General features: G+C 64.2%; 19 protein-coding genes. 10 read left to right on the top strand and 9 right to left on the bottom strand.

Features of this window, described 5'->3' with window-relative positions:
• Positions 1-103: 103 nt before the first annotated feature.
• From FFS37_RS18460 to FFS37_RS18440, 5 genes are all read right to left on the bottom strand, one after another.
• Entirely contained in the window at positions 104-1390 is a 1287-nt protein-coding gene (locus FFS37_RS18460) for an MFS transporter (RefSeq protein WP_137932388.1), read from the bottom strand.
• Positions 1387-1716: a hypothetical protein gene (locus FFS37_RS18455; protein WP_137932387.1), complete on the bottom strand. Its 330-nt coding sequence runs from the start codon at positions 1714-1716 to the stop codon at positions 1387-1389. The genes FFS37_RS18460 and FFS37_RS18455 overlap by 4 nt, the downstream gene beginning before the upstream one ends.
• 2 nt (positions 1717-1718) lie before the next feature.
• Positions 1719-2282 (bottom strand): cysteine hydrolase family protein, encoded by a 564-nt coding sequence (locus FFS37_RS18450; RefSeq protein WP_137932386.1) that lies wholly within the window; start codon positions 2280-2282, stop codon positions 1719-1721.
• 55 nt (positions 2283-2337) lie between these two features.
• The gene (locus FFS37_RS18445; RefSeq protein WP_137932385.1) at positions 2338-2799 is read right to left on the bottom strand and encodes a MarR family winged helix-turn-helix transcriptional regulator; all 462 of its coding nucleotides are present in this window, start codon (positions 2797-2799) and stop codon (positions 2338-2340) included.
• Positions 2800-2906: 107 nt separating this feature from the next.
• Positions 2907-3812 carry a LysR substrate-binding domain-containing protein gene (locus tag FFS37_RS18440; protein ID WP_137932384.1) on the bottom strand — a complete coding sequence of 302 codons (906 nt, stop codon included), beginning with the start codon at positions 3810-3812 and terminating at the stop codon, positions 2907-2909.
• 148 nt (positions 3813-3960) lie between these two features.
• Here FFS37_RS18440 and FFS37_RS18435 point away from each other — a divergent pair, with 148 nt between their 5' ends.
• Entirely contained in the window at positions 3961-5496 is a 1536-nt protein-coding gene (locus tag FFS37_RS18435; RefSeq protein ID WP_137932383.1) for an MFS transporter, read from the top strand.
• 47 nt (positions 5497-5543) lie between these two features.
• On the opposite strand, the gene FFS37_RS18430 is transcribed toward FFS37_RS18435, so the two are convergent.
• Together FFS37_RS18430 and FFS37_RS18425 are read right to left on the bottom strand one after the other, a co-directional pair.
• On the bottom strand, positions 5544-6320 hold the full coding sequence (locus tag FFS37_RS18430) for an esterase family protein (protein WP_137932382.1): 777 nt from the start codon (positions 6318-6320) through the stop codon (positions 5544-5546).
• 4 nt (positions 6321-6324) lie between these two features.
• A complete protein-coding gene (locus FFS37_RS18425; RefSeq protein WP_137932381.1) occupies positions 6325-7491 on the bottom strand; it encodes an ATP-grasp domain-containing protein in 1167 nt (388 codons plus the stop codon).
• 428 nt (positions 7492-7919) lie between these two features.
• On the opposite strand from FFS37_RS18425, the gene leuA reads away from it, so the two are divergent.
• The 4 genes from leuA (at position 7920) to FFS37_RS18400 (ending at position 13404) form a co-directional block, all read left to right on the top strand.
• Positions 7920-9653 (top strand): 2-isopropylmalate synthase, encoded by a 1734-nt coding sequence (leuA, locus tag FFS37_RS18415; protein WP_137932379.1) that lies wholly within the window; start codon positions 7920-7922, stop codon positions 9651-9653.
• A 244-nt stretch (positions 9654-9897) separates the two neighbouring features.
• Positions 9898-11658, top strand: a complete 1761-nt coding sequence (locus FFS37_RS18410) for a tetratricopeptide repeat protein (RefSeq protein WP_137932378.1) — start codon at positions 9898-9900, stop codon at positions 11656-11658.
• 223 nt (positions 11659-11881) lie between these two features.
• Positions 11882-12682 (top strand): alpha/beta fold hydrolase, encoded by an 801-nt coding sequence (locus FFS37_RS18405; protein ID WP_137932509.1) that lies wholly within the window; start codon positions 11882-11884, stop codon positions 12680-12682.
• A gap of 107 nt (positions 12683-12789) precedes the next feature.
• Complete coding sequence (locus FFS37_RS18400; RefSeq protein ID WP_137932377.1) at positions 12790-13404, top strand: hypothetical protein; 615 nt, start codon at positions 12790-12792, stop codon at positions 13402-13404.
• On the opposite strand, the gene FFS37_RS18395 is transcribed toward FFS37_RS18400, so the two are convergent.
• On the bottom strand, positions 13388-14317 hold the full coding sequence (locus FFS37_RS18395; RefSeq protein WP_137932376.1) for a metallophosphoesterase family protein: 930 nt from the start codon (positions 14315-14317) through the stop codon (positions 13388-13390). The two genes, FFS37_RS18400 and FFS37_RS18395, sit on opposite strands and share 17 nt — an antisense overlap.
• A 71-nt stretch (positions 14318-14388) precedes the next feature.
• On the opposite strand from FFS37_RS18395, the gene FFS37_RS18390 reads away from it, so the two are divergent.
• Positions 14389-14883: an NUDIX domain-containing protein gene (locus FFS37_RS18390; RefSeq protein WP_137932375.1), complete on the top strand. Its 495-nt coding sequence runs from the start codon at positions 14389-14391 to the stop codon at positions 14881-14883.
• On the opposite strand, the gene FFS37_RS18385 is transcribed toward FFS37_RS18390, so the two are convergent.
• Positions 14884-15876 carry a glutathione S-transferase family protein gene (locus tag FFS37_RS18385; protein WP_137932374.1) on the bottom strand — a complete coding sequence of 331 codons (993 nt, stop codon included), beginning with the start codon at positions 15874-15876 and terminating at the stop codon, positions 14884-14886.
• 266 nt (positions 15877-16142) lie between these two features.
• Between FFS37_RS18385 and FFS37_RS18380 the strand changes: the two genes are divergently transcribed.
• From FFS37_RS18380 to FFS37_RS18365, 4 genes are all read left to right on the top strand, one after another.
• A complete protein-coding gene (locus FFS37_RS18380) occupies positions 16143-16667 on the top strand; it encodes a GNAT family N-acetyltransferase (protein WP_137932373.1) in 525 nt (174 codons plus the stop codon).
• A 174-nt stretch (positions 16668-16841) separates the two neighbouring features.
• Positions 16842-17603: a 3-hydroxyacyl-CoA dehydrogenase gene (locus FFS37_RS18375; protein ID WP_137932372.1), complete on the top strand. Its 762-nt coding sequence runs from the start codon at positions 16842-16844 to the stop codon at positions 17601-17603.
• A gap of 7 nt (positions 17604-17610) precedes the next feature.
• Positions 17611-18396 (top strand): HugZ family pyridoxamine 5'-phosphate oxidase, encoded by a 786-nt coding sequence (locus tag FFS37_RS18370; protein ID WP_171026326.1) that lies wholly within the window; start codon positions 17611-17613, stop codon positions 18394-18396.
• Positions 18397-18551: 155 nt separating this feature from the next.
• Positions 18552-18896, top strand: a complete 345-nt coding sequence (locus FFS37_RS18365; protein WP_137932507.1) for an ArsR/SmtB family transcription factor — start codon at positions 18552-18554, stop codon at positions 18894-18896.
• Positions 18897-18924 lie beyond the last annotated feature (28 nt).

Below are 18924 nucleotides of genomic sequence, written 5' to 3'. Positions count from 1 at the left end.
GTCCTGGCTTCGTCGCCAAGGCCGGGATGCCACAGCACCGCCGAGGTTTCCAGAAAAACTTGAGTTAAGTAATCATATTTATGTTGGGAGGCTGGCGGCGCATTCAGCCTATGGCCGGCTCGGCGGTGCCATCATCGAGGTCGAAGCGGAGGCGTCCCGCCTCGATCCGGACGCGCATGTGGCGATGCCTCGCGAGATAGCGAAGCCCGACGACAACAGCCGCAAAGCCGGCGACGGCGGCCACCCCAAGCGCCCAGCGCGGGCCGACATCATCGGCCACCCAGCCGACCGCCGGCGCGCCGAGAGCAGTACCGCCCAGCGTTGTGGCGAGCAGGATCGCCATCACCCGGCCGCGCATGGCAGGATCGGTCGAGAGCTGCACCAGGCCGATCGTCGAGGTGGTCATCGTCTGTGCCGAGACGCCGATCACCACGAGCGCGAGGCCGAACAGCCAATAATTGGGCATGATCGCGGCCAGGCTGAAGCCAAAGCCGAAAATCGCGGCACCCGCCAGGAGAAAACCCAGGCGGGGCTGCTCGCGCCGGGCGGCCAGCAGCGCGCCGCTGACTGATCCGATCGCCATGGTCGACGTCAGCAGCCCGTATTGGCCGGCGCCCGCGTGAAAGACGGAAACCGACATGGTCGAGATGAAGATAGGGAAGTTCAGCCCGAACGTGCCGATCAGGAAGAGCATCAGAAGGATGGCCTTCAGGTCGGGACGGTTCCACACATAGGCAAACCCGTCGGCAACACTGCCACGGCTGCGCTGTGCCTTGTCCTTCAGGTGAAGCTCGCCGATACGCAACAGGCCAAGCGAGGCAAGGACGGCGGCAAAAGATGCCGCGTTGATCAGGAAAACCCAGCCGGAGCCGACGGAAGCGATAAGAGCGCCGGCGACGGCAGGCCCGATCATCCGCGCCACGTTGAACGAGGTGGAGTTGAGCGCCACGGCATTCGACAGGTCTGTCTCGCCGACCAGGTCCGAGACGAATGTCTGGCGCGCCGGCGCGTCGAACGCGGTGGTGCAGCCGAGCAGGAAGGCGAACACATAGACGTGCCACAATTGCACGAGCCCGGCGACGGTAAGCAGCCCAAGGCCGAGAGCAAGCAGGCCCATGGCGGCTTGCGTGGCGAGCAGCAACCTGCGCCGGTCGAGATGATCGGCGGCAAAGCCGGTCCATGGCAGCAGCAGGATCTGCGGCGCGAATTGCAGCGCCATCACCACGCCCATGGCTGTCGCGTTGTTATGGGTCAGCTGGGTCAGCACCAGCCAGTCCTGCGCTGTGCGCTGCATCCATGTCCCGACATTGGACACGATCGCGCCGCCGGCCCAGATCCGGTAGTTGAACTTGGCCAGCGACCGGAACGTGCCTTTTGCCGGACCGCTCATCCGTCGGCCGGGGAATTGCCGCCATTGAAGCGGCCGAACATGCGTGCCGTCATCACGCCCATGAGCAGGGTGCCCAGCCCCAGCGCGACGATATCGGCCGTGGATCGCAGATCGAAATCACCGACACGGAGCACCAGGAGATAGCCGATCGCCATGTTCAGGAACCCCCACAATACGTTCACGGTCGAAGAGGAGTGACCCTGGCCGCGCGGCTTGGCGAAGGGGCTTTGAAACGGCCGCCCCATCACGCCGCTGACGAAATGCGGCACGGCATTGGTCAGCACCGCGCCACCGAAGAAATAGGACACGCAGTCCATCCATTGCATTGTCAGACACTCCTGTTTTCGAGCAGAGCGATGATCTCCCGCGTCGTGCCGCTTTCGCCGAGCCTCGGGAAGACATGCGCGATGCTGTTGGCGTGAGCATCGAGGTTGGTATCGGTCATGGCGTCCAGCGCCAGCGTAACGTTGAAGCCGAGGTCGCGGGCATGGCGCGCTGTCGCCTCGACACCCATGCTGGTGGCGACGCCGGCGATCACCACCTGGGTAACGCCCTGGCCCAGCAGCCAGGCTTCAAGATCGGTGTTGACGAAGGCACCAGCCGTTCGCTTGGTCACCAAATGGTCTCCCGGCTGCTGCTTCAGTTCGGCGACAAGATCGGTCCAGCCATCGGGACGGGCTCCCAGGCGAGGCGCCTGCTCCGTCCGGCCTGGAGGCGCGCCGGCAACATTGACGAGCACGACCGGCAGGCCGTGACCGCGGAACGCTTCGGTAAGCTTGCTGGCGTGCCGCACGACCTCAGCCATCGGATGGACCGAGGGCAAGGAGACGATGCCTTTCTGCAGGTCGATGACGACGAGTGCCGTCTTCCGGTCAAGCGTGGTGACTGCCATCCATGTTCTCCTTCCGATGATTGGAACAGCGGCGCGTCGGACGCCGGGCGATTGGTCAGAAATCGGCAAGGCGCCTGAGCAGTTCGACCGCGCCCGCGAGCTGCTCCTCCTCGTCGCGGTCAAGCTTCGATCGGATGGCGCGGAACAGCCAGTCCTGCCTTGCCGCCCGTCCGGTCGCGATCATGTCCCGGCAGGCCGGCGTGAGCGACAGCAAGGTCTGCCGGCCGTCGGCCGGATCCGGCGCACCTTCCACCAGACCCGCCCCTTGCAGCGCCGAAACAATGGCGCCCATCGATTGCGGGCGCATTCCGAGAGCGCGCGCCAGCGTTGTCACCGTCGCCGGTCCCTCCCGGTCAAGATGCAGCACCACGGACTTCTGCGACGTGGTCAGATCGCCGTCATCGGCCTGTTCACGCAGGCGCCGGATCAGCCTGCCGGCCACGACGCGAAGCTCGGCCGCAAGGGCAAGAGCATGCGCGGTTTCAGGGTCGTGTTGCGGAGGCAGCCGATTTTTCATGCCGGCTTCGTATCGGATATGAAGGTAAACTTCAAAGTCTACCTTCATATCTAGACATCACAAGGTCGTGACATCTGGCCGACCGAAGGCCGTGCCGGGCCGCCGCCTTATGCCGTGCCTCGCTGGCTGGCCGCCGCTGCGAGCCGGTCGGGAAGGAAATCGACGAAGACACGTACCTTCGGCGAGAGGTGACGATTGGACGGCCACAGCATCCTGAACTGGCCACGGCCGTCGACATGATCGTCCAGCACGCTGCGCAGCCTGCCGTCGCGCAGCGCCTCGCAAACCAGGAAATCGGGCATGCAGGCGATCCCCAGTCCGGCGAGCGTCGCGCCCTTCAAGGCTTCCATATTGTTGCAGGTCAGCATCGAGCGTATCTGCGGCTCGGCACTTCCCGTAATGAACGGCCACTCCAGCAGCCTGCCGCTGTTGAGAAAGCGAAAGTTTATGCCGAAATGCCTGGCGAGATCCGCCGGCTCGCCGGGCGTGCCATGGCGCTCGAGATAGGAAGCCGCCGCGCACAAAAGCATGCGAAAGGGCGCAACGGGTCTCGACACCAACCGTGAATCGGGCAGTTGGCCGCTGCGGATGGCGACATCGATGCCTTCCTCTATGACATCGACGATGCGGTCGTTGAAATCGATATCGAGTTCGATCTCCGGATAGCGCTCCATGAACTCCGACAGCACCGGCAACAGCAGGTGGTAGGTGACGATCGGGGTCGAGACCCGCAGCCGCCCGCGCGGTGTCTCCCGCGTGCGTGACAGCATCGCCTCGGCATCGTCGATATCGTCGAGGATGCGGCGCACCCGCTCGTTGAACAGCTTGCCCTCTTGCGTCAGGCCGATCCGCCGCGTCGAACGCTGCAGCAGGCGCACACCGAGCTCCTCTTCGAGCTTTGCGACGCTTTTGCCGACGGCGGACGCCGAAATGCCGAGCGCTCGTCCGGCGGCAATGAAACTGCCGAATTCAGCAGTGCGGGCAAACGCCAGAAGGCCACTGAGGCGGTCCATACAACCCTCTCCATTCGAGCATTTTTGTCCGGTATGTCAGGAGATTTAACACTATTTTTCCGCATATGTCGCCGACCTATCTTGCTGTCGAGACCGGCGGCCAGATCATGCGGCATGCCGGCACACGCTGCTTCAGATAGGAAAATCCATGACCTCGAAGACCACACCCGGCTCAGCCGGCAGATGGCTCGTGCTCTTGTCGGTCTGCCTTGCCGCCATGACGATGCCGCTGACCTTTACCGGGCCGGCCGTCGCGCTTTCCCGCATCGCGGCCGATCTCGGCGGCAGTCCGATCGCTCTCAACTGGGTGACGAATGCCTTCATGCTGACCTTCGGCGCCAGTCTGATGGCGGCGGGCGCCCTGGCCGACAGCCATGGCCGCAAGCGCGTTTTCCTCGCCGGCCTCGGCCTTTATGTCCTGGCCTCGCTCGGCGCGATGCTGGCGCCCGATATCGTCTGGTTCGACTGGTTCAGGGCGGCACAAGGCTTGGGCAGTGCCGCGGCCTTCGCCGGCGGCGCCTCTGCGCTTGCCCAGGAGTTCGAAGGGCCGTCGCGGCTGCGCGCCTTCTCTTTTCTCGGCACAAGCTTTGGCATCGGGCTTGCCTTCGGCCCGATCGCGTCGGGCCTCTTGATCTCGGCACTCGGCTGGCGCTCGATCTTCGTTCTGGTCGCAGCGCTTGCTGTTGCCGCCGCGGCGCTCGGACTGCGCGCCATGCGGGATTCACGCGATCCGGATGCCATGGGGCTCGACTGGGCAGGGGCCGGCACCTTCACGGCCGCGCTGGCCTCGCTGACCTACGGTGTGTTGCAGGCGCCGCAGAGCGGCTGGACGGATCGCCTCGTCGTCGCGTTGCTGGCGGTCGCTGGCCTCTTCCTCATTGCCTTCGTTGTCGTCGAGCGGCATGCAAAGCGGCCGATGCTCGACCTCAGCCTGTTCCGCTACTCGCGCTTCGTCGGCGTTCAGTTCCTGGCGGCAGCACCCGCCTATGGTTTCGTCGTCCTGCTGGTGCTGTTGCCCATCCGCTTCATCGCCATCGAGGGAATGAGCGAGATCCGGGCGGGCCAATTGATGATCTGCCTCTCCGGGCCGTTGCTGGTCCTGCCCCTGCTCGCCGGTCAGGCGGCGCGCTGGATCGCTCCGGCCACCATCTGCGGAATCGGTCTGTTTGTCGCCGCCGCCGGCCTCGTATGGCTCAGTCTGATGCCACGGGGCGACATCGCCCTGATCGCGCCGCTCGCCCTGATCGGCATCGGCATCGCCTTGCCCTGGGGGCTGATGGACGGGCTGGCCGTCAGCGTCGTACCCACCGAGCGCGCCGGCATGGCGGTCGGCATTTTCAACACGGCCCGCGTCGCGGGCGAAGGCGTGGCGCTGGCGGTCGTCATGGCGATCCTGTCCGGCTTCACCGCCGCCCAGCTTGCCACCCAGGCAACGTTGTCTTCTGCAGATGCGGCCACCGCCGCTCAGCTTCTGGTGACGGGAAATGTCGGCGAGACCGCGGCCCATCTGCCCATGGCAGGCGCCGCTGTTCTGGTCCAGGCTTACGAAATGGCATTCGACAGGTTGCTGATCGTGCTGGCGGCGATCACCGCCTTGGCGGCCCTGGTCGTCTTCCTCGGCCTGCGGCGCGGATCGGCGGCGGAGCACGAAGCCGTTTCTCTGCCGGTCTGCCAGGAAGGATAGCGCGTTCGGCTTCTGTCAGGTGATGACGAGGCTGGTTATCTGATTCATCAATCAAGCCTGTGCATCAGATCATCATCCAGCCAGCGGCCGAAGAAATAGACCAGTTGCTTGTGCCACCATGGCCAGTCATGGCTGACATCCCCGCCCCAATAGTCGACCCAGGCCGGTATCGATTTGTCGCGCAGGATCTGTTCGAGCGCGCGTGTCTCGACCAGCATGCGCTCTTCCCACGCGCCCTGCCCGCAGCAGAAGATCATCCTCAGCGCCTTCAGCCGGGCCAGGAGCTTCGGATCGACGATCCCCGGCAGGTAGTCGAGCGGCGAGTTGTAGAAGATGTCGCCCTCCAGCGCCTTGCCGAAGAAGTCGCGGGCTGAATAGACGCCCGACAGGGAGATCACGCCGCTGGCCAATTCAGGAAAGCGGAAGACGAAGTTCGAGGAATGATAGCCGCCCATCGAACAGCCCGAAAACAGCGGCTTGAGCTTGCGGCCGCCATTGGCCTGCGCGGCGACGGCGACGAATTCGGGCAGCGCTTCCTCGCGAACATAGCGGAAATAGGCCTCGTGGCGGCCGATGCGGTGCGCGGCGTCGGCACGCTTGTCGAAGAACGATTCCGAATCGATGCCGTCGACCGTGAACAGCTGGATGCGGCCGGTGTCGATGAACTCCGCCAGCGCGCCCACGCCGCCGGAATCCTCGAACTGGTAGAACCGCCCCTGCGAGGTCGGGAACACGACGACCGGACGGCCGGCATGGCCGTAGCGCTTGTATTCCATGTCGCGGCCGAGATTGCGGGCAAATGCCTTGTGATAGGAGATGTCCATCGCCTCAGCCCTTTTCCGCATGGATATAGGCCACCGCTTCGCGCAGCGCCGCCTGGTCCTTCGAGCGCATCTGGTAGGCGTAGTTTCCCATGGCGCGGCTGAAAACCTCTTCGATGGCCTGGTGGTGGACGATCTTGTCGCGGTGCGCGGCTAGCACGTCGGCATGGCTGTGCAAATAGTCGAGATGGCGCTTGCGGCTGGCATAGGCCGTGAAAAACTTGCCCTCATAGGGACCGCCGGCGACATCCTTGACCACCATGTCGGCCCATGCCGCATAGACGTCGATATCGAACGTATAGTTGATCGCATCGGTCATCCAGGCGCCAGGCGGCCGCATGTTGACCTCCAGCGCGATGATGCGGTCGTCCCTGGTCTCGAACAGTTCGATGTGAAAGAAGCGCTCGCGCACATCGAACGCCTTCAGGATCTTGCGGCCGGCCTCCTCGACGACGGGCCGGATCCGGGGAAAGCAGGTGTAGCTCATGTGGCGGTCCTTGTTGACCACCTCCATGACGCTCTGGTCGTAGCGATGGCTCGCCGCCAGCACCACCTCGCCGTCGCGGTTGACCAGCCCGTCATAGGTCACCACCAGCCCTTCGATGAACTGCTCCATGACGAAGGTCACGCCCTCGGGCTTGTCGCGGAAGAACTGGTCGAGCTCCCCTGTGTTGGAGATCTTGAAGGTGTTGGAGGCGCCGGAGCCCGAATCCGGCTTCACCACCACGGGATAGCCGACGCGGCGGATAAAGGTCATGGCGCCGGCCCGGTCGGAGCATTTGCGCTGCGCGATGGTTTCCACGCCGCTCTTGCGGAAGAAGGCGCGCATGCGGCTCTTGCGCTTGAGATTCTTCACAAAATCGAGCTTGGTGCCGTAGATGTTGAAGTCGGTGCGGATGTTGGCTTCCAGCTCCAGCCAGTGCTCGTTGAGCGATTCGAAGCGGTCGATGCGGCCCCATTTGTGGATGAAATGGCCCATTGCCCGGAATACGGCGTCGTAATTTTCCATGTCGGCGATGCGGTAGTATTCTGAAAGCGCTGCCTTCAGTTTGCTGTCCAGCGCGTCGTAGGGCGCATCGCCGATGCCGAGCACGGTCGCGCCGGCCTTTTTCAGCCGGTCGCAGAAATCGGCGCCGTTGGCTGGAAAATGCGGCGAGAAGAACACGAAATTCATGGACGACCCCCTACCGGCGGCAGGGCACCGCAGCCCCGCTGTCGCCCAAGTCTGGCGCATTTGCGGCGCGCGCGAAAGAGCGTCCGCGTTAGGGATAATATTCGTGCGATACGGCCCCCGCTTGCCTCACGCAGGCCGCTCCTGTATGAGAACCGCCATGAACAAGCGCGCCATCATCGCTTCCCGTCAGACCGGCTTTGCCGGCGAGACCGTGCGCGCGCTCGCCTCGACGCTGCTTCTTCTCGGCCTTATCGGCGATCGCCGGGTTCGCTGAAGGAGCGCCCGGCGGTCGAACCGCCGCGCAAGCGCATGCTCCTTGGCCAGTCTCAAAATTGGCAGTCACATCAAGCGAACGAAAATCTGGTAAAGGCGCCGCTCGCCAACAATCCGCCTGAAGGCGGATGCGAGGCCGCCGGGAGAACAAGACGATGAACGCACGAGAAGAAATCCGCGCCGCGGCTGACACAGCCAAGGCCGCGAGCGGCATGCCGGACGCTGCCCGCAAGTATCAGCCCTATCCCACGGTGGGCCTCGCCGACCGGACTTGGCCCTCGAAAATGATCGAGAAGGCGCCGATCTGGTGCTCGGTCGACCTGCGCGACGGCAACCAGGCGCTGATCGACCCGATGGGCCATGAGCGCAAGGCGCGCATGTTCGCCCTGCTGCTCGACATGGGCTTCAAGGAGATCGAGATCGGCTTTCCCTCCGCCTCGCAGACCGATTTCGACTTCGCCCGCTGGTGCATCGAGCAGGGAAACGTACCATCAGACGTCTCCCTCCAGGTGCTGGTGCAGTGCCGGCCTGAACTGATCACCCGCACCTTCGAGGCGCTCAAGGGCGCCACCAACCCGATCGTGCATTTCTACAATTCGACCAGCGAACTGCAGCGCCGCGTCGTCTTCGAGAAGGACGTCGGTGGCATCAAGCGCATCGCCACCGACGCGGCCAAGATGATCACCGACATGGCCGCCAAGGCCGGCGGCGGCTACCGCTTCGAGTATTCGCCCGAGAGCTTTACCGGCACCGAACTCGAAGTGGCGCTGGAGATCTGTAACGCCGTCACCGAGATCGTGCGGCCGACCCCGGACAACAAGCTGATCATCAACCTGCCGTCGACGGTCGAGATGTCGACACCCAACGTCTATGCCGACCGCATCGAATGGATGTGCCGCAATCTCGACAACAGGGAGAACCTGATCATCTCGCTGCATCCGCACAACGATCGCGGCACCGGCATCGCCACCACCGAACTCGGCCTGATGGCAGGCGCGGACCGCGTCGAAGGCACGCTGTTCGGCAATGGCGAGCGCACCGGCAATGTCGACATCGTCACGCTGGCGCTCAACATGTACACGCAAGGCGTCGATCCGGGCATCGACTGCTCCGACATCAACCGGATGAAGGACGTCTACGAATACTCGAACCAGCTGAAGATCCCCGAGCGCCATCCCTATGTCGGCGAACTGGTCTACACCGCCTTTTCCGGCTCGCACCAGGATGCCATCAACAAGGGCATGAAGGCGCTGAAGAAGGCCAACACCAGCCTCTGGGAAGTGCCGTATCTGCCGATCGATCCGGCCGATGTCGGCCGCAGCTACGAGGCCATCATCCGCATCAACTCGCAATCGGGCAAGGGCGGCATCGCCTATGTGCTGCAGGCCGACTACGGCCTCAACCTGCCGCGCAACCTGCAGATCGAGTTCAGCCAGGCGATCCAGGCGATCACCGATGCCGAAGGCAAGGAAGTACCGGCCAAGCGCATCTATGAGCGCTTCCTCGAAACCTATGTCGACCAGCCGGGCGCGCGCCTGAAATTCGTCGACCACCAGACCTATCCCGATACCGTGGTCAAGGGCCGGCGCGTCGTCGAGGCCGTCATTCTCGACAATGGCAAGGAGATGACCATCACCGGCACCGGCACCGGCCCGATCGACGGCTTCGTCGACGCGCTGTCGCGCCATGTCGGCATCGAGATGTCGGTGCTCGACTACTCCGAGCACTCCATGCAGCGCGGCTCGAACGCCTCGGCCATTTCCTACGTGGAGATGGAGTATCCCGGCGGCAAATTGTTCGGCGCCGGCATCAACACCAACATCGTCGCCGCCTCCCTGGAAGCGGTGACTTCGGCCGCCAACCGCATCGTCGGCAGCAAGGCGCGCTGAGGCAAATTTCAGCTCGTTGGCGCGGGAGGCGGAATCGCCTCCCGCGCCGCCATTTCGTGAGGCCGAACAAGAGTTTGGTCCTGCCCCCGGGGCGCTGTTGGGAAGCTGATATCGGCCCCGGCCATTAACCACCGGCAAATTATCCGGTTAGGTACGCGATCGCATAATGGCTGTACACTTGTGTGGCGATGCGGGCGCTATATGATCGCGCCTTAACCTGTGCCGACTTCGAGAGGATCGACACTTGCAGCATGCCACGCCTGCCGCCCCCGCAGTGCGCGAGACACTGGAGCGACTGCTTGCCAGCGAAACGTTCGGAAGGTCCGAGCGCGCGCGCAAGCTGATCCGTTATCTTGTCGAACGCGAACAGGCCGGCGAAGCCGACAGGCTGAAGGGCTTTTCCATCGCCATGGACGTGTTCGGCAAGGACGGAGATTTCGATCCGTCGACCGATGCCGTGGTGCGGGTGCAGGCAGGCAGGCTGCGCGAATTGCTGCAGCAGTATTTCGCCAATGAGGGCATCGCCGAGCCGGTTCGCATCGCCATCCCGCGCGGCGGTTATGTTCCGGCCTACGAGCTCAACGCGATCCGGTTGCCCGAAGTGGACGAACCGGCCTTGCAGGCGGAGGCGGCCACCCTGTCCGGGTCTGCCGGCACCGCCGAGGACACGCCGGCGGCCGCGGCATTGCCGGCGACCGTGCCTTCGGTAGCACGCCATCTCCAATTCTTCTGGATGGCGATCGCCGTGGTTATCGCCATGCTCGGGGTTCTGATCCTGCGTCAGGGCAGCGGCGCGCTGCTGGCTGGCGGCAACATGCCGGCCACGGCCGACCCCGCCGGTCTGACCGCCAGCATCACGCCATCGCCGATGAGCGAAGCCCTGCCGCTGGTCTACATCGCGGTCAAGGCCAATGGACCGGATGCCAGCCGCGTCGCGGCGTCGCTACGGGCTGGCCTGAGCGGCTTCGATACGATCGACTTCATCGGCCGCGACACCGTCAACAAGGTCGATCCGGTCACCAGTGCGACGAGCTTCATCTTCGATGTCCTGCCTGGACCGGGCGCGGGCGACATCACCGTCGAACTGCAGAGCGTAGCGACCGGCCGGGTGCTGATGTCGCGCAATCTGACCGCCGCCGACAGCGCGCCATCCGCTGTAGAGGACCGCATGGCGGGCATCCTGAGTTCGGCCCTGCCCGCCTCCGGCACGATCTACAGCTATATCGAGCAGGCCGGCATCCAGACCGCGCTGACGCAGTGCCTGCTGCTCAATGACAAATACTACCTCGACCAGAACGCCAGGACCCACGAGGCCGCCTATCGCTGCCTCGAAACCATGGCCAACAGCGGCGCCCGATCGTCACTGGTCTATTCGGAACTGGCCTCGCTCCATCTGGAGGCCGTGAACGACCACTACGCCTATCCGCCTGACGCCACGATCGAGAAAGCCGTGACGTTCGCCCATCGGGCCGTGCAGATGGGACCGACCAGCCCGTACGCGCATCGCGCCTACGGCTATATCAATTCGCGCCTCGGCAATGCCGACGAGGCGCTGCGCTGGATGCGCAAGGCCTACGATCTCAATCCCTACGATCTCGCCATGGCCGCCGCTTATGGCTACGGGCTGATCTTCGCTGGCCGGTATGCCGAGGGAACACCTATCCTGGCTCATGCCGTGGATGCTTCCAGCGGTCATCCGACATGGTGGGATTTCGGGCTCTTCGCCGGCGAATTCATGCTTGGCGACATGAACAAGGCCGCCATCGCCAGCACCGCTTTGAGAACGACCGCGACGAAATCGCATTATCTCGCCGCCAGGGTGATCGGGGCCAGGATCGCCGGCCAGAACGGTCAGGCGCGCAAGCTGCTCGATGAACTGACCGCTCAATTTCCCAAATTCGCCGCCAACCCGCGCGCGACCTTCGTCGACCGGAAATATCCGGCCGACCTGACCGAGCGACTGGTTGGCGCCCTGCGCGCAGCCGGGCTCGGCAATCCGAGTTGATGTCCGACAGGACGGGCTGGTTGGACCAATCGAATTGTTGAGCATTCGCACACGCACAGCACAGTGCCGCTCTTGTTGATTTGCCGGCTTTGCCCGGCAAAATCGTCAAATGACGTGCTCCTGTCGGGACAGCAATCGCGAAAACTTTACTGGCCATGATACTGGACAAGGAGCAATCCAGCCACATTTCAACCTTTCCCGCAATTTCATGTCCTCCGCTTTCATGAACTCATCGCTCTATTGCGCCGAACAGGGTGTTGGCTCGAAGACCATCGTCCTGCTGCACGGTTTTGGCGGTTGCCACGAGGTCTGGCGCGATGTTGCCGCCGCGCTGTCGCCCCTCGCGCGCACGCTTGCCTATGACCTGCCGGGGCATGGCCTGTCGCTGGACTTCCCCGGCGCCGGGCCGGCGAAAGTGGCTGCCAGGGCGGTGCTTGCCGACCCGGCGGTCCGTGCAGCCAAACGGATCCATCTGGTTGGCCATTCGATGGGGGGAGCGGTGGCGGCCCTCATGGCGCTCATCGAGCCCGCCAAAGTGGCTTCGCTCACCCTGCTGGCCCCCGGCGGTTTTGGGCCGGAGATCAATGCGCCGCTGTTGCGCCGCTATGCCGCCGCCAGCGACCTGACGGAGATCCTTGCTTGCCTCGAAGCGATGTCGGGACATGGCAGCCCGCCCGCGCGGCATATCGCCGATGTGCTATGCGACATGCGCGGCCGGCCAGGCCAGGTGGAAAAACTCATCGAGGTGGCGGACGCCATGACCAGGGACGACCGGCAGGGTGTCATCCCGCGCGACCAGTTGGACACGCTGTCCATGCCGGTGATGGCGGTGTGGGGAAGCGACGACCCGGTGTTGCCTTCCACCCAGGCGGACGACCTGCCGCCGCACTTCCATGTCCATCATGTCCTGGCCGCCGGCCATATGCTGATCGAAGAGGCTCCCGATCTGGTCGCGAGCATCATCCAGCGCAATATGAACCGTCGCTCCAGGTCCGCGCGCCCGAAGCTCGCCGAGGCCGGCTAGCCTTTCTCCGGCGCCCCCTCTGAACACCCCGATCTCCTTGATCGCCAGTGCATTTTGCCGGCGGCTGTGTTAACTGCGTGTTAACCAAACCCGCGAGGCAGACGCCGATGAAGGATGCAGGCGAGAAGATCGACCAGTCGAGAAAATTGTCCGACGCAATCCGTGATGTGAAGAATGCCTTCGCCGACCGGGACGATGTCGTCGTCGACATGCGCGAGGCGCATCGCATGCGCCTTGATCTGCTGGCGGCCGAACTGGCGCCCGTCTTCGCCGATGTGCCGGCCGATATCGACAGTTTCGACTTTGTCGTCTCTTCGGGACTCCAGCCGCGCCTGTGGATCGATGCCGTCAGCCACGTCGCGATGGGGCGCGACCGCCGCACCTACCGCTTCCTCAAGGACACACGCATCGGCCGCGTGGTGCTTGCCGAATCGACCGAGATGAAACCGGTCGCCGATGCCGTGACCCGCTATGTCGCCGAGCGCATCGTGGAGCGTCAGAGGATGATGGAGGGCGGCGTCGAACCGGCCCTCGCCGGCATCAGGCGCGCCGAGGTGGCCGAAGCCGAGCCGCCGCTCACATCGTCTCAACGCGGCAGGGGCTGGTCGGCTTTCCTGTCCGGGCTTGGCCTGATCGCCGCGGGCGCTCTGGTCGGCTTGGCGGTATCGGCCGCCCTGTTCTGGGACCGCGTCGCGGCCCTGGTCCTCAGTTGGCGGCCATAGCGGCATCGGTCTCCACACCGAGCTCCATGGTCTGCAGATCGGATGGCGACGTCGCCGGTCCGGTCAGCCCGCGCCGGGTCAGGCGGATGCGCCAGGCGCCCTTTTCGCCATCGATCTCGAACAGATTGTACTGCGCCGCCGGATGCTTGCCGCCTGGCGCCTGGCCGGCGGCAGCGACGCCGACCACCGGAACCTTGGCGCCGCGGACCCCGATCTGGAACAGCGACGGCAGATGCGAATGGCCGTGCAGGACAAGCTCGGCGCCATGCCGGCGGATGATCTTGTGGAAGCGCGCGATGCCGAACAGCCGCTTGTGCTGCGAAACCGCGCCGCGCACCGGTGGATGATGGATCATGATGGCGCGGAACAGGCCTCGTCCGGCAGTGTCGCGCAGGATCGCGCCGAGGCGTTCCGCCTGCCCTTCCATGAAAAAGCCATTGGCCATGAAGGGTGCCGTGGCGCGCGCCGTAGAGACGCCGATCAGCGCGACCTTGCCGCGAACACGAAGATACGGGAAGGCATTGCGATCGACCGGCGTATTGACGCCGTCGCCGCTCATCCAGGCCGCCCAGGAGCGGCAGACCTTGTCGAAAGCGCCGGGCACGTAGGCATCGTGGTTGCCCGGCACCACCGAAACGTCGTGCGGCGACCCCAGCGTCTCCAGCCAATGTTTGGCCATCTCGATCTCGCCGTCGAGCGCCAGGTTGACGAGGTCGCCGGTGACGGCGAGATGGTCCGGGTTCTGCGCCTTGATGTCGACCGTGATGGCATCGATGACGGCATCGTGCATGTGGCGGCGGCGGTTGCGCTGCCAGTTCACATAACCGAGCACGCGCTTGGAGGCGAGATCGCGATAGGATACATCGGGCAACGGCCCCAGATGGACATCGGAAATATGCGCGAGCCTGAACATGTTTCTTTCATAGGCGACACGCGCCCCTCTTTCCACAACAGCTTGCCTTTCCACCCGCGGTTTCGTTCCTGATGGCGGGCCAGGAAGACGCCTTCCGCCAGACCGGCTGGCCAGGCTTGAGAGCCAGGCTGTTCCATCTCTATTTCGTGCTGCGGCGACCGATGACATTGGGAGTGCGTGGCCTCGTCCACGACAAGGCGTCCAATTCGGTCTTTCTCATCCGCCACACCTACGTACCCGGCTGGCAGCTTCCCGGCGGCGGCGTCGAGGTCGGCGAGACGATGGCGGAAGCGTTGGCGCGCGAACTGGTCGAGGAAGGCAACATCAAGCTCTCTGGCCCGCCGGTCCTGAAGTCGATGCACTTCAACCGTCGCTCCAGCCGGCGCGACCATGTCGGCTTCTACCTGATCGAGCACTTCACCCAGGCAACGCCGAAACTCCCAGATCACGAGATCGCCGAGGCCGGCTTCTTTCCGCTCGACCGCCTGCCGCAAGGCACCACGCCGGCGACGCTGCGGCGTATCGCGGAAGCTTTCGAGGGCGAGGCTGCATCCGCCTACTGGTAATCAGGCCACCGATCCACCGAACCGCGCCCGGTCATGCGGCGCGCCATAGTCCAGTTCCGGTCCGACCGGCACGATCCGCGTCGGGTTGATCGTGTCGTGGCTCCCGTAATAATGCGCCTTGATATGGTGCAGGTTGACCGTGTCTGAAACGCCCTGCACCTGATAGAGGTCGCGCAGATAGTTCGACAGGTTCGGATAGTCGGCGATGCGGCGCAGATTGCATTTGAAGTGCCCGACATAGACCGGATCGAAGCGCACCAGCGTCGTGAACAACCGCCAGTCGGCCTCCGTGATGCGATCCCCCACGAGATAACGCTGCTTCGACAGCCGGTCCTCCAGCGCGTCGAGCGCGCGGAACAACTCGCCGAACGCTTCCTCGTAGGCACCTTGCGTGGTGGCGAAGCCGGCGCGATAGACGCCGTTGTTGATCGCCGGATAGATCAGCGCGTTGATGGCGTCGATCTCGCCGCGCAAGGCTTCCGGATAGAAATCCAGGCCGGGATCGCCCCATGCGTCGAAGGCGGAATTCAGCATCCGGATGATTTCGGAGGATTCGTTGGAGACGATGGTCTGTTCCTGCTTGTCCCACAGCACCGGCACCGTCACCCGTCCCGAATAGCGCGGATCGGCCTTGGTGTAGACCTGGTGCAGGAAATCCAGGCCGTAGAGCGCGTCGCCAGTGGCGCCGTCCTCGGCCAGGAACGTCCAGCCATTGGCGCCCATGAAATGGTGGACGACCGACACCGAGATGGCGCCCTCGAGCTTTTTCAGCGCCCGGAAGATCAGCGTCCGGTGCGCCCAGGGACAGGCAAGCGAGACATAGAGATGGTAGCGGCCGGGCTCGGCCTTGAAGCCGCGCCCGCGACTCTCGGCCGGCTTGCCATCGCGTGTGATCCAGTCGCGCCACTGCGACTGCGCCCGCACGAACTTGCCGCCGCTCTCCTTGGTGTCATACCAGCGGTCCTGCCATTTGCCGTCGACCAGTAGTCCCATGGGAAGTCCTTTCGCGTTTCCACAGATGTAGGACGCGATGCGGCAAGGCGGAAATCATCCAGGGCTGAACAGATCGTCAATCGGCTGGGCCAGCGAATGCGTCGATTGCAGCGGCGCAAAATTGATGCTAGCGGACGATCCGCATGTTCGACTTTGCCTTGATCCGGTTCGACCGACGACGAAAGGACGCCCGCGCTTGATGAAGCGCTGACTGGCGAACGCTGCCGTTTGCAGCAAACCTTTCTCCTTACCGGAACGCAAAGACCATGAGCCTTGCCGACGTGAAATACCTGCCGGAAACTCCGGCGCACGACCCTGAAATCGAAGCCATCAACGACGAAGCCTTTGGGCCCGGACGTTTCGTGCTGGCCGCCTACAAGATCCGCGAAGCCGGCGGCCACGAGCGCGCGTTGTCCTTCGTCGCGGTCGACGGCGACACCGTCATCGCCTCGGTGCGCATGACCCGCATAGCGGCGGGCGCCGGCCGCGCGTTGATGCTGGGTCCGCTCGCCGTGCGCCCTGCCTTCAAGAATCTCGGCATCGGCCGCCGCCTGGTGGCGATCGCGCTCGAAGCCGCCGCCAAGGCCGGCGCGCCGGCCGTCATGCTGGTCGGCGACGAGCCCTATTACGGACCGCTCGGCTTCAAGCGCATTCCGCGCGGCCAGATCTCGATGCCGCGCCCTGTCGACCTCGACCGCCTGCTGTCGCACGAGATCGTCCCGGGCGCGGTTGCCAGGCTCACGGGCGAAGTCGGCCATGCCAGCCAGGCAAGGGTCGCCGAGCACGCCTAGAGCCGGATGATTTCAGGTCTGTTCGACCTGAAATCTGAATCCGTCTCTAAATCAAAGAACTAGAGCATGATGTCTGGACATACGTTCCGTTTGTCCAGACATCATGCTCTAGCTTGACCTTGTCAGTCGAACCGGGCCTGATCCGTCCTGTTTTCAGCAGAAAGGGATGACGTCATGAATCCGAACGGCCAGATCGCGATCGTCACCGGCGGCGGCTCCGGCCTTGGCGAGGCGACGGCGCGTGCGCTTGCCGCCAAGGGCGCGCGCGTCGCCATCCTCGATGTCGGCATCGACCGCGCGGCCAAGGTCGCCGGCGAGATCGGCGGCATGGCCGTACAGTGCGACGTCAGCAGCGCCGACAGCGGCGCCGCGGCCATCGCCGAGGCCGCGGCGAAACTTGGCGAGCCGCGCATCCTGGTCAATTGCGCCGGCATCGCCATCGGCGTGAAGACCGTCGGCAAGGACGGCCCGCATCCGCTCGATCAGTACCGCAAGGTGATCGAGGTCAACCTGATCGGCACCTTCAACATGATCCGCCTCGTCGCCGACCGCGCTTCAAAGCTCGAGCCGCTGCAGGGCGGCGAGCGCGGCGTTGTCGTCAACACCGCCTCTGTCGCCGCCTATGACGGCCAGATCGGCCAGGCCGCCTATTCCGCCTCCAAGGGCGGCGTGGTCGGCATGACGCTGCCGGTGGCACGCGACCTCGCCCGGTCCGGCATCCGGGTCTGCACCATCGCGCCCGGCATCTTCAAGACGCCGATGATGGCCGGCATGCCGCAGGAGGTACAGGATTCGCTGGGTGCGGCCGTGCCCTTCCCGTCGCGCCTGGGCGAACCTTCCGAATATGCGGCCCTTGCCCTGCACATCATCGAGAACCAGATGCTGAACGGCGAGACCATCCGCCTCGACGGCGCCATCCGCATGGCGCCGAAATAGGCGAGGCATGTCCGTGGAAGCCCCCGGGAAGGACGTGATCCGCGAGACCGATGCCGAAGCGGTGCGCCTGGCGAAAACGCTTCTGCGCAGTGCCCGCTTCGGCGCCCTGGCTGTGCTGGAGCCGCAAACCGGTGCGCCCTTGGCGAGCCGGGTGGGCGTGGCCACCGACGTCGATGGCGCGCCGCTGATCCTGGTGTCGATGCTGTCGGCGCACACGCCGGCCCTGCTTGCCAATCCCAGCTGTTCGCTGCTGCTCGGCGAGCCCGGCAAAGGCGACCCGCTTGCGCATCCGCGCCTGTCCCTTGCCTGCCAGGCGACGCGGCTAGAACGCGGATCGGGCGAACATATCAGGGCCGAGCGCCGCTATCTCAACCGCAATACCAAGGCAAAACTCTATTCCGGTCTCGGCGATTTCTCGATCTTTCGCCTTGAGCCAAGTCGTGCCAGCCTGAATGGTGGATTCGGCAAGGCCTATCTGCTCGACAGGGCCGACCTCGTCACCGCCGGCGCCATTGTCGAAGAGCTTGGCGCGAGCGAACAGTCCGCGCTCGACCACATGAACGCGGACCATCTCGACGCGATCGCCGTTTATGCACATCATTTTGCCAGGGCATCCGGCGAGGGCTGGACCATCACCGGTTTTGACGCCGATGGCATGGATTTGTCCCGAGGGGACGATGTCTGCAGGGTTTTCTTCCCGCAACCCCTGGTAACTGCACGGGAATTGCGGCCCGTTCTGGTCGACATGGCCCGTGGCGGACGGGCCGACACGCAGCCGCCCGGCGATACTTAATCGCGTTTGATCAAAAGCAACGCTTGAGATTTGAAAGAAATGTTCTAGGCTTTGGAGGTGGTGCTGACTCGTCAGCCGCCTTTCACAAGTGAGTTTATGGATTCAGGCTCCATTGCCCCCATGGCGCCTCGATGAGCAAAGAGCATGGGGCATTTATGGTCTCGACAAAGCTAATCGCCAACGCCGAATCGGCGGCCGAATTTCTCATGCTGATGGGCAACGAGAAACGACTGTTGATCATGAGCTATCTGATCGAAGGTGAAATGTCGGTCGGCGCCATCGCCGAGAAGGTGATGCTCAGCCAGTCCGCCCTCTCCCAGCACCTGGCCAAGCTGCGCGCGCTCGACCTCGTGGAGACACGCCGCGACCGGCAGATGATCTACTACTCCTGCAAATCCGATGCGGTGCGCGAACTGCTTGTCATGCTGGATGGTATTTTCGGCGACGGCAAGGAGGACCTCTCCCAGATGGCACAGAGATTGCGCCGCGCCGGCACTTGACCGGACGCCTGCGCTACCGCTTACCTCG

The organism is Mesorhizobium comanense, assembly GCF_005503535.1.
GTDB classification, from domain to species: Bacteria; Pseudomonadota; Alphaproteobacteria; order Rhizobiales; family Rhizobiaceae; genus Mesorhizobium; species Mesorhizobium comanense.
The sequence above is the reverse complement of the archived record's forward strand: the minus strand, read 5'-3'. Positions and strand labels throughout refer to the sequence as shown.

What these genes read in the sequence shown, in the direction of transcription:
- FFS37_RS18445 (WP_137932385.1), bottom strand. Translation starts at nt 2,799, where the DNA reads ATGAAAAATCGGCTGCCTCCGCAACACGACCCTGAAACCGCGCATGCT.
- FFS37_RS18375 (WP_137932372.1), top strand. Translation starts at nt 16,842, where the DNA reads ATGAATCCGAACGGCCAGATCGCGATCGTCACCGGCGGCGGCTCCGGC.
- FFS37_RS18385 (WP_137932374.1), bottom strand. Translation starts at nt 15,876, where the DNA reads ATGGGACTACTGGTCGACGGCAAATGGCAGGACCGCTGGTATGACACC.
- FFS37_RS18380 (WP_137932373.1), top strand. Translation starts at nt 16,143, where the DNA reads ATGAGCCTTGCCGACGTGAAATACCTGCCGGAAACTCCGGCGCACGAC.
- leuA (WP_137932379.1), top strand. Translation starts at nt 7,920, where the DNA reads ATGAACGCACGAGAAGAAATCCGCGCCGCGGCTGACACAGCCAAGGCC.
- FFS37_RS18400 (WP_137932377.1), top strand. Translation starts at nt 12,790, where the DNA reads ATGAAGGATGCAGGCGAGAAGATCGACCAGTCGAGAAAATTGTCCGAC.
- FFS37_RS18460 (WP_137932388.1), bottom strand. Translation starts at nt 1,390, where the DNA reads ATGAGCGGTCCGGCAAAAGGCACGTTCCGGTCGCTGGCCAAGTTCAAC.
- FFS37_RS18430 (WP_137932382.1), bottom strand. Translation starts at nt 6,320, where the DNA reads ATGGACATCTCCTATCACAAGGCATTTGCCCGCAATCTCGGCCGCGAC.
- FFS37_RS18440 (WP_137932384.1), bottom strand. Translation starts at nt 3,812, where the DNA reads ATGGACCGCCTCAGTGGCCTTCTGGCGTTTGCCCGCACTGCTGAATTC.
- FFS37_RS18370 (WP_171026326.1), top strand. Translation starts at nt 17,611, where the DNA reads ATGTCCGTGGAAGCCCCCGGGAAGGACGTGATCCGCGAGACCGATGCC.
- FFS37_RS18390 (WP_137932375.1), top strand. Translation starts at nt 14,389, where the DNA reads ATGGCGGGCCAGGAAGACGCCTTCCGCCAGACCGGCTGGCCAGGCTTG.
- FFS37_RS18405 (WP_137932509.1), top strand. Translation starts at nt 11,882, where the DNA reads ATGAACTCATCGCTCTATTGCGCCGAACAGGGTGTTGGCTCGAAGACC.
- FFS37_RS18450 (WP_137932386.1), bottom strand. Translation starts at nt 2,282, where the DNA reads ATGGCAGTCACCACGCTTGACCGGAAGACGGCACTCGTCGTCATCGAC.
- FFS37_RS18395 (WP_137932376.1), bottom strand. Translation starts at nt 14,317, where the DNA reads ATGTTCAGGCTCGCGCATATTTCCGATGTCCATCTGGGGCCGTTGCCC.
- FFS37_RS18365 (WP_137932507.1), top strand. Translation starts at nt 18,552, where the DNA reads ATGGTCTCGACAAAGCTAATCGCCAACGCCGAATCGGCGGCCGAATTT.
- FFS37_RS18435 (WP_137932383.1), top strand. Translation starts at nt 3,961, where the DNA reads ATGACCTCGAAGACCACACCCGGCTCAGCCGGCAGATGGCTCGTGCTC.
- FFS37_RS18425 (WP_137932381.1), bottom strand. Translation starts at nt 7,491, where the DNA reads ATGAATTTCGTGTTCTTCTCGCCGCATTTTCCAGCCAACGGCGCCGAT.
- FFS37_RS18455 (WP_137932387.1), bottom strand. Translation starts at nt 1,716, where the DNA reads ATGCAATGGATGGACTGCGTGTCCTATTTCTTCGGTGGCGCGGTGCTG.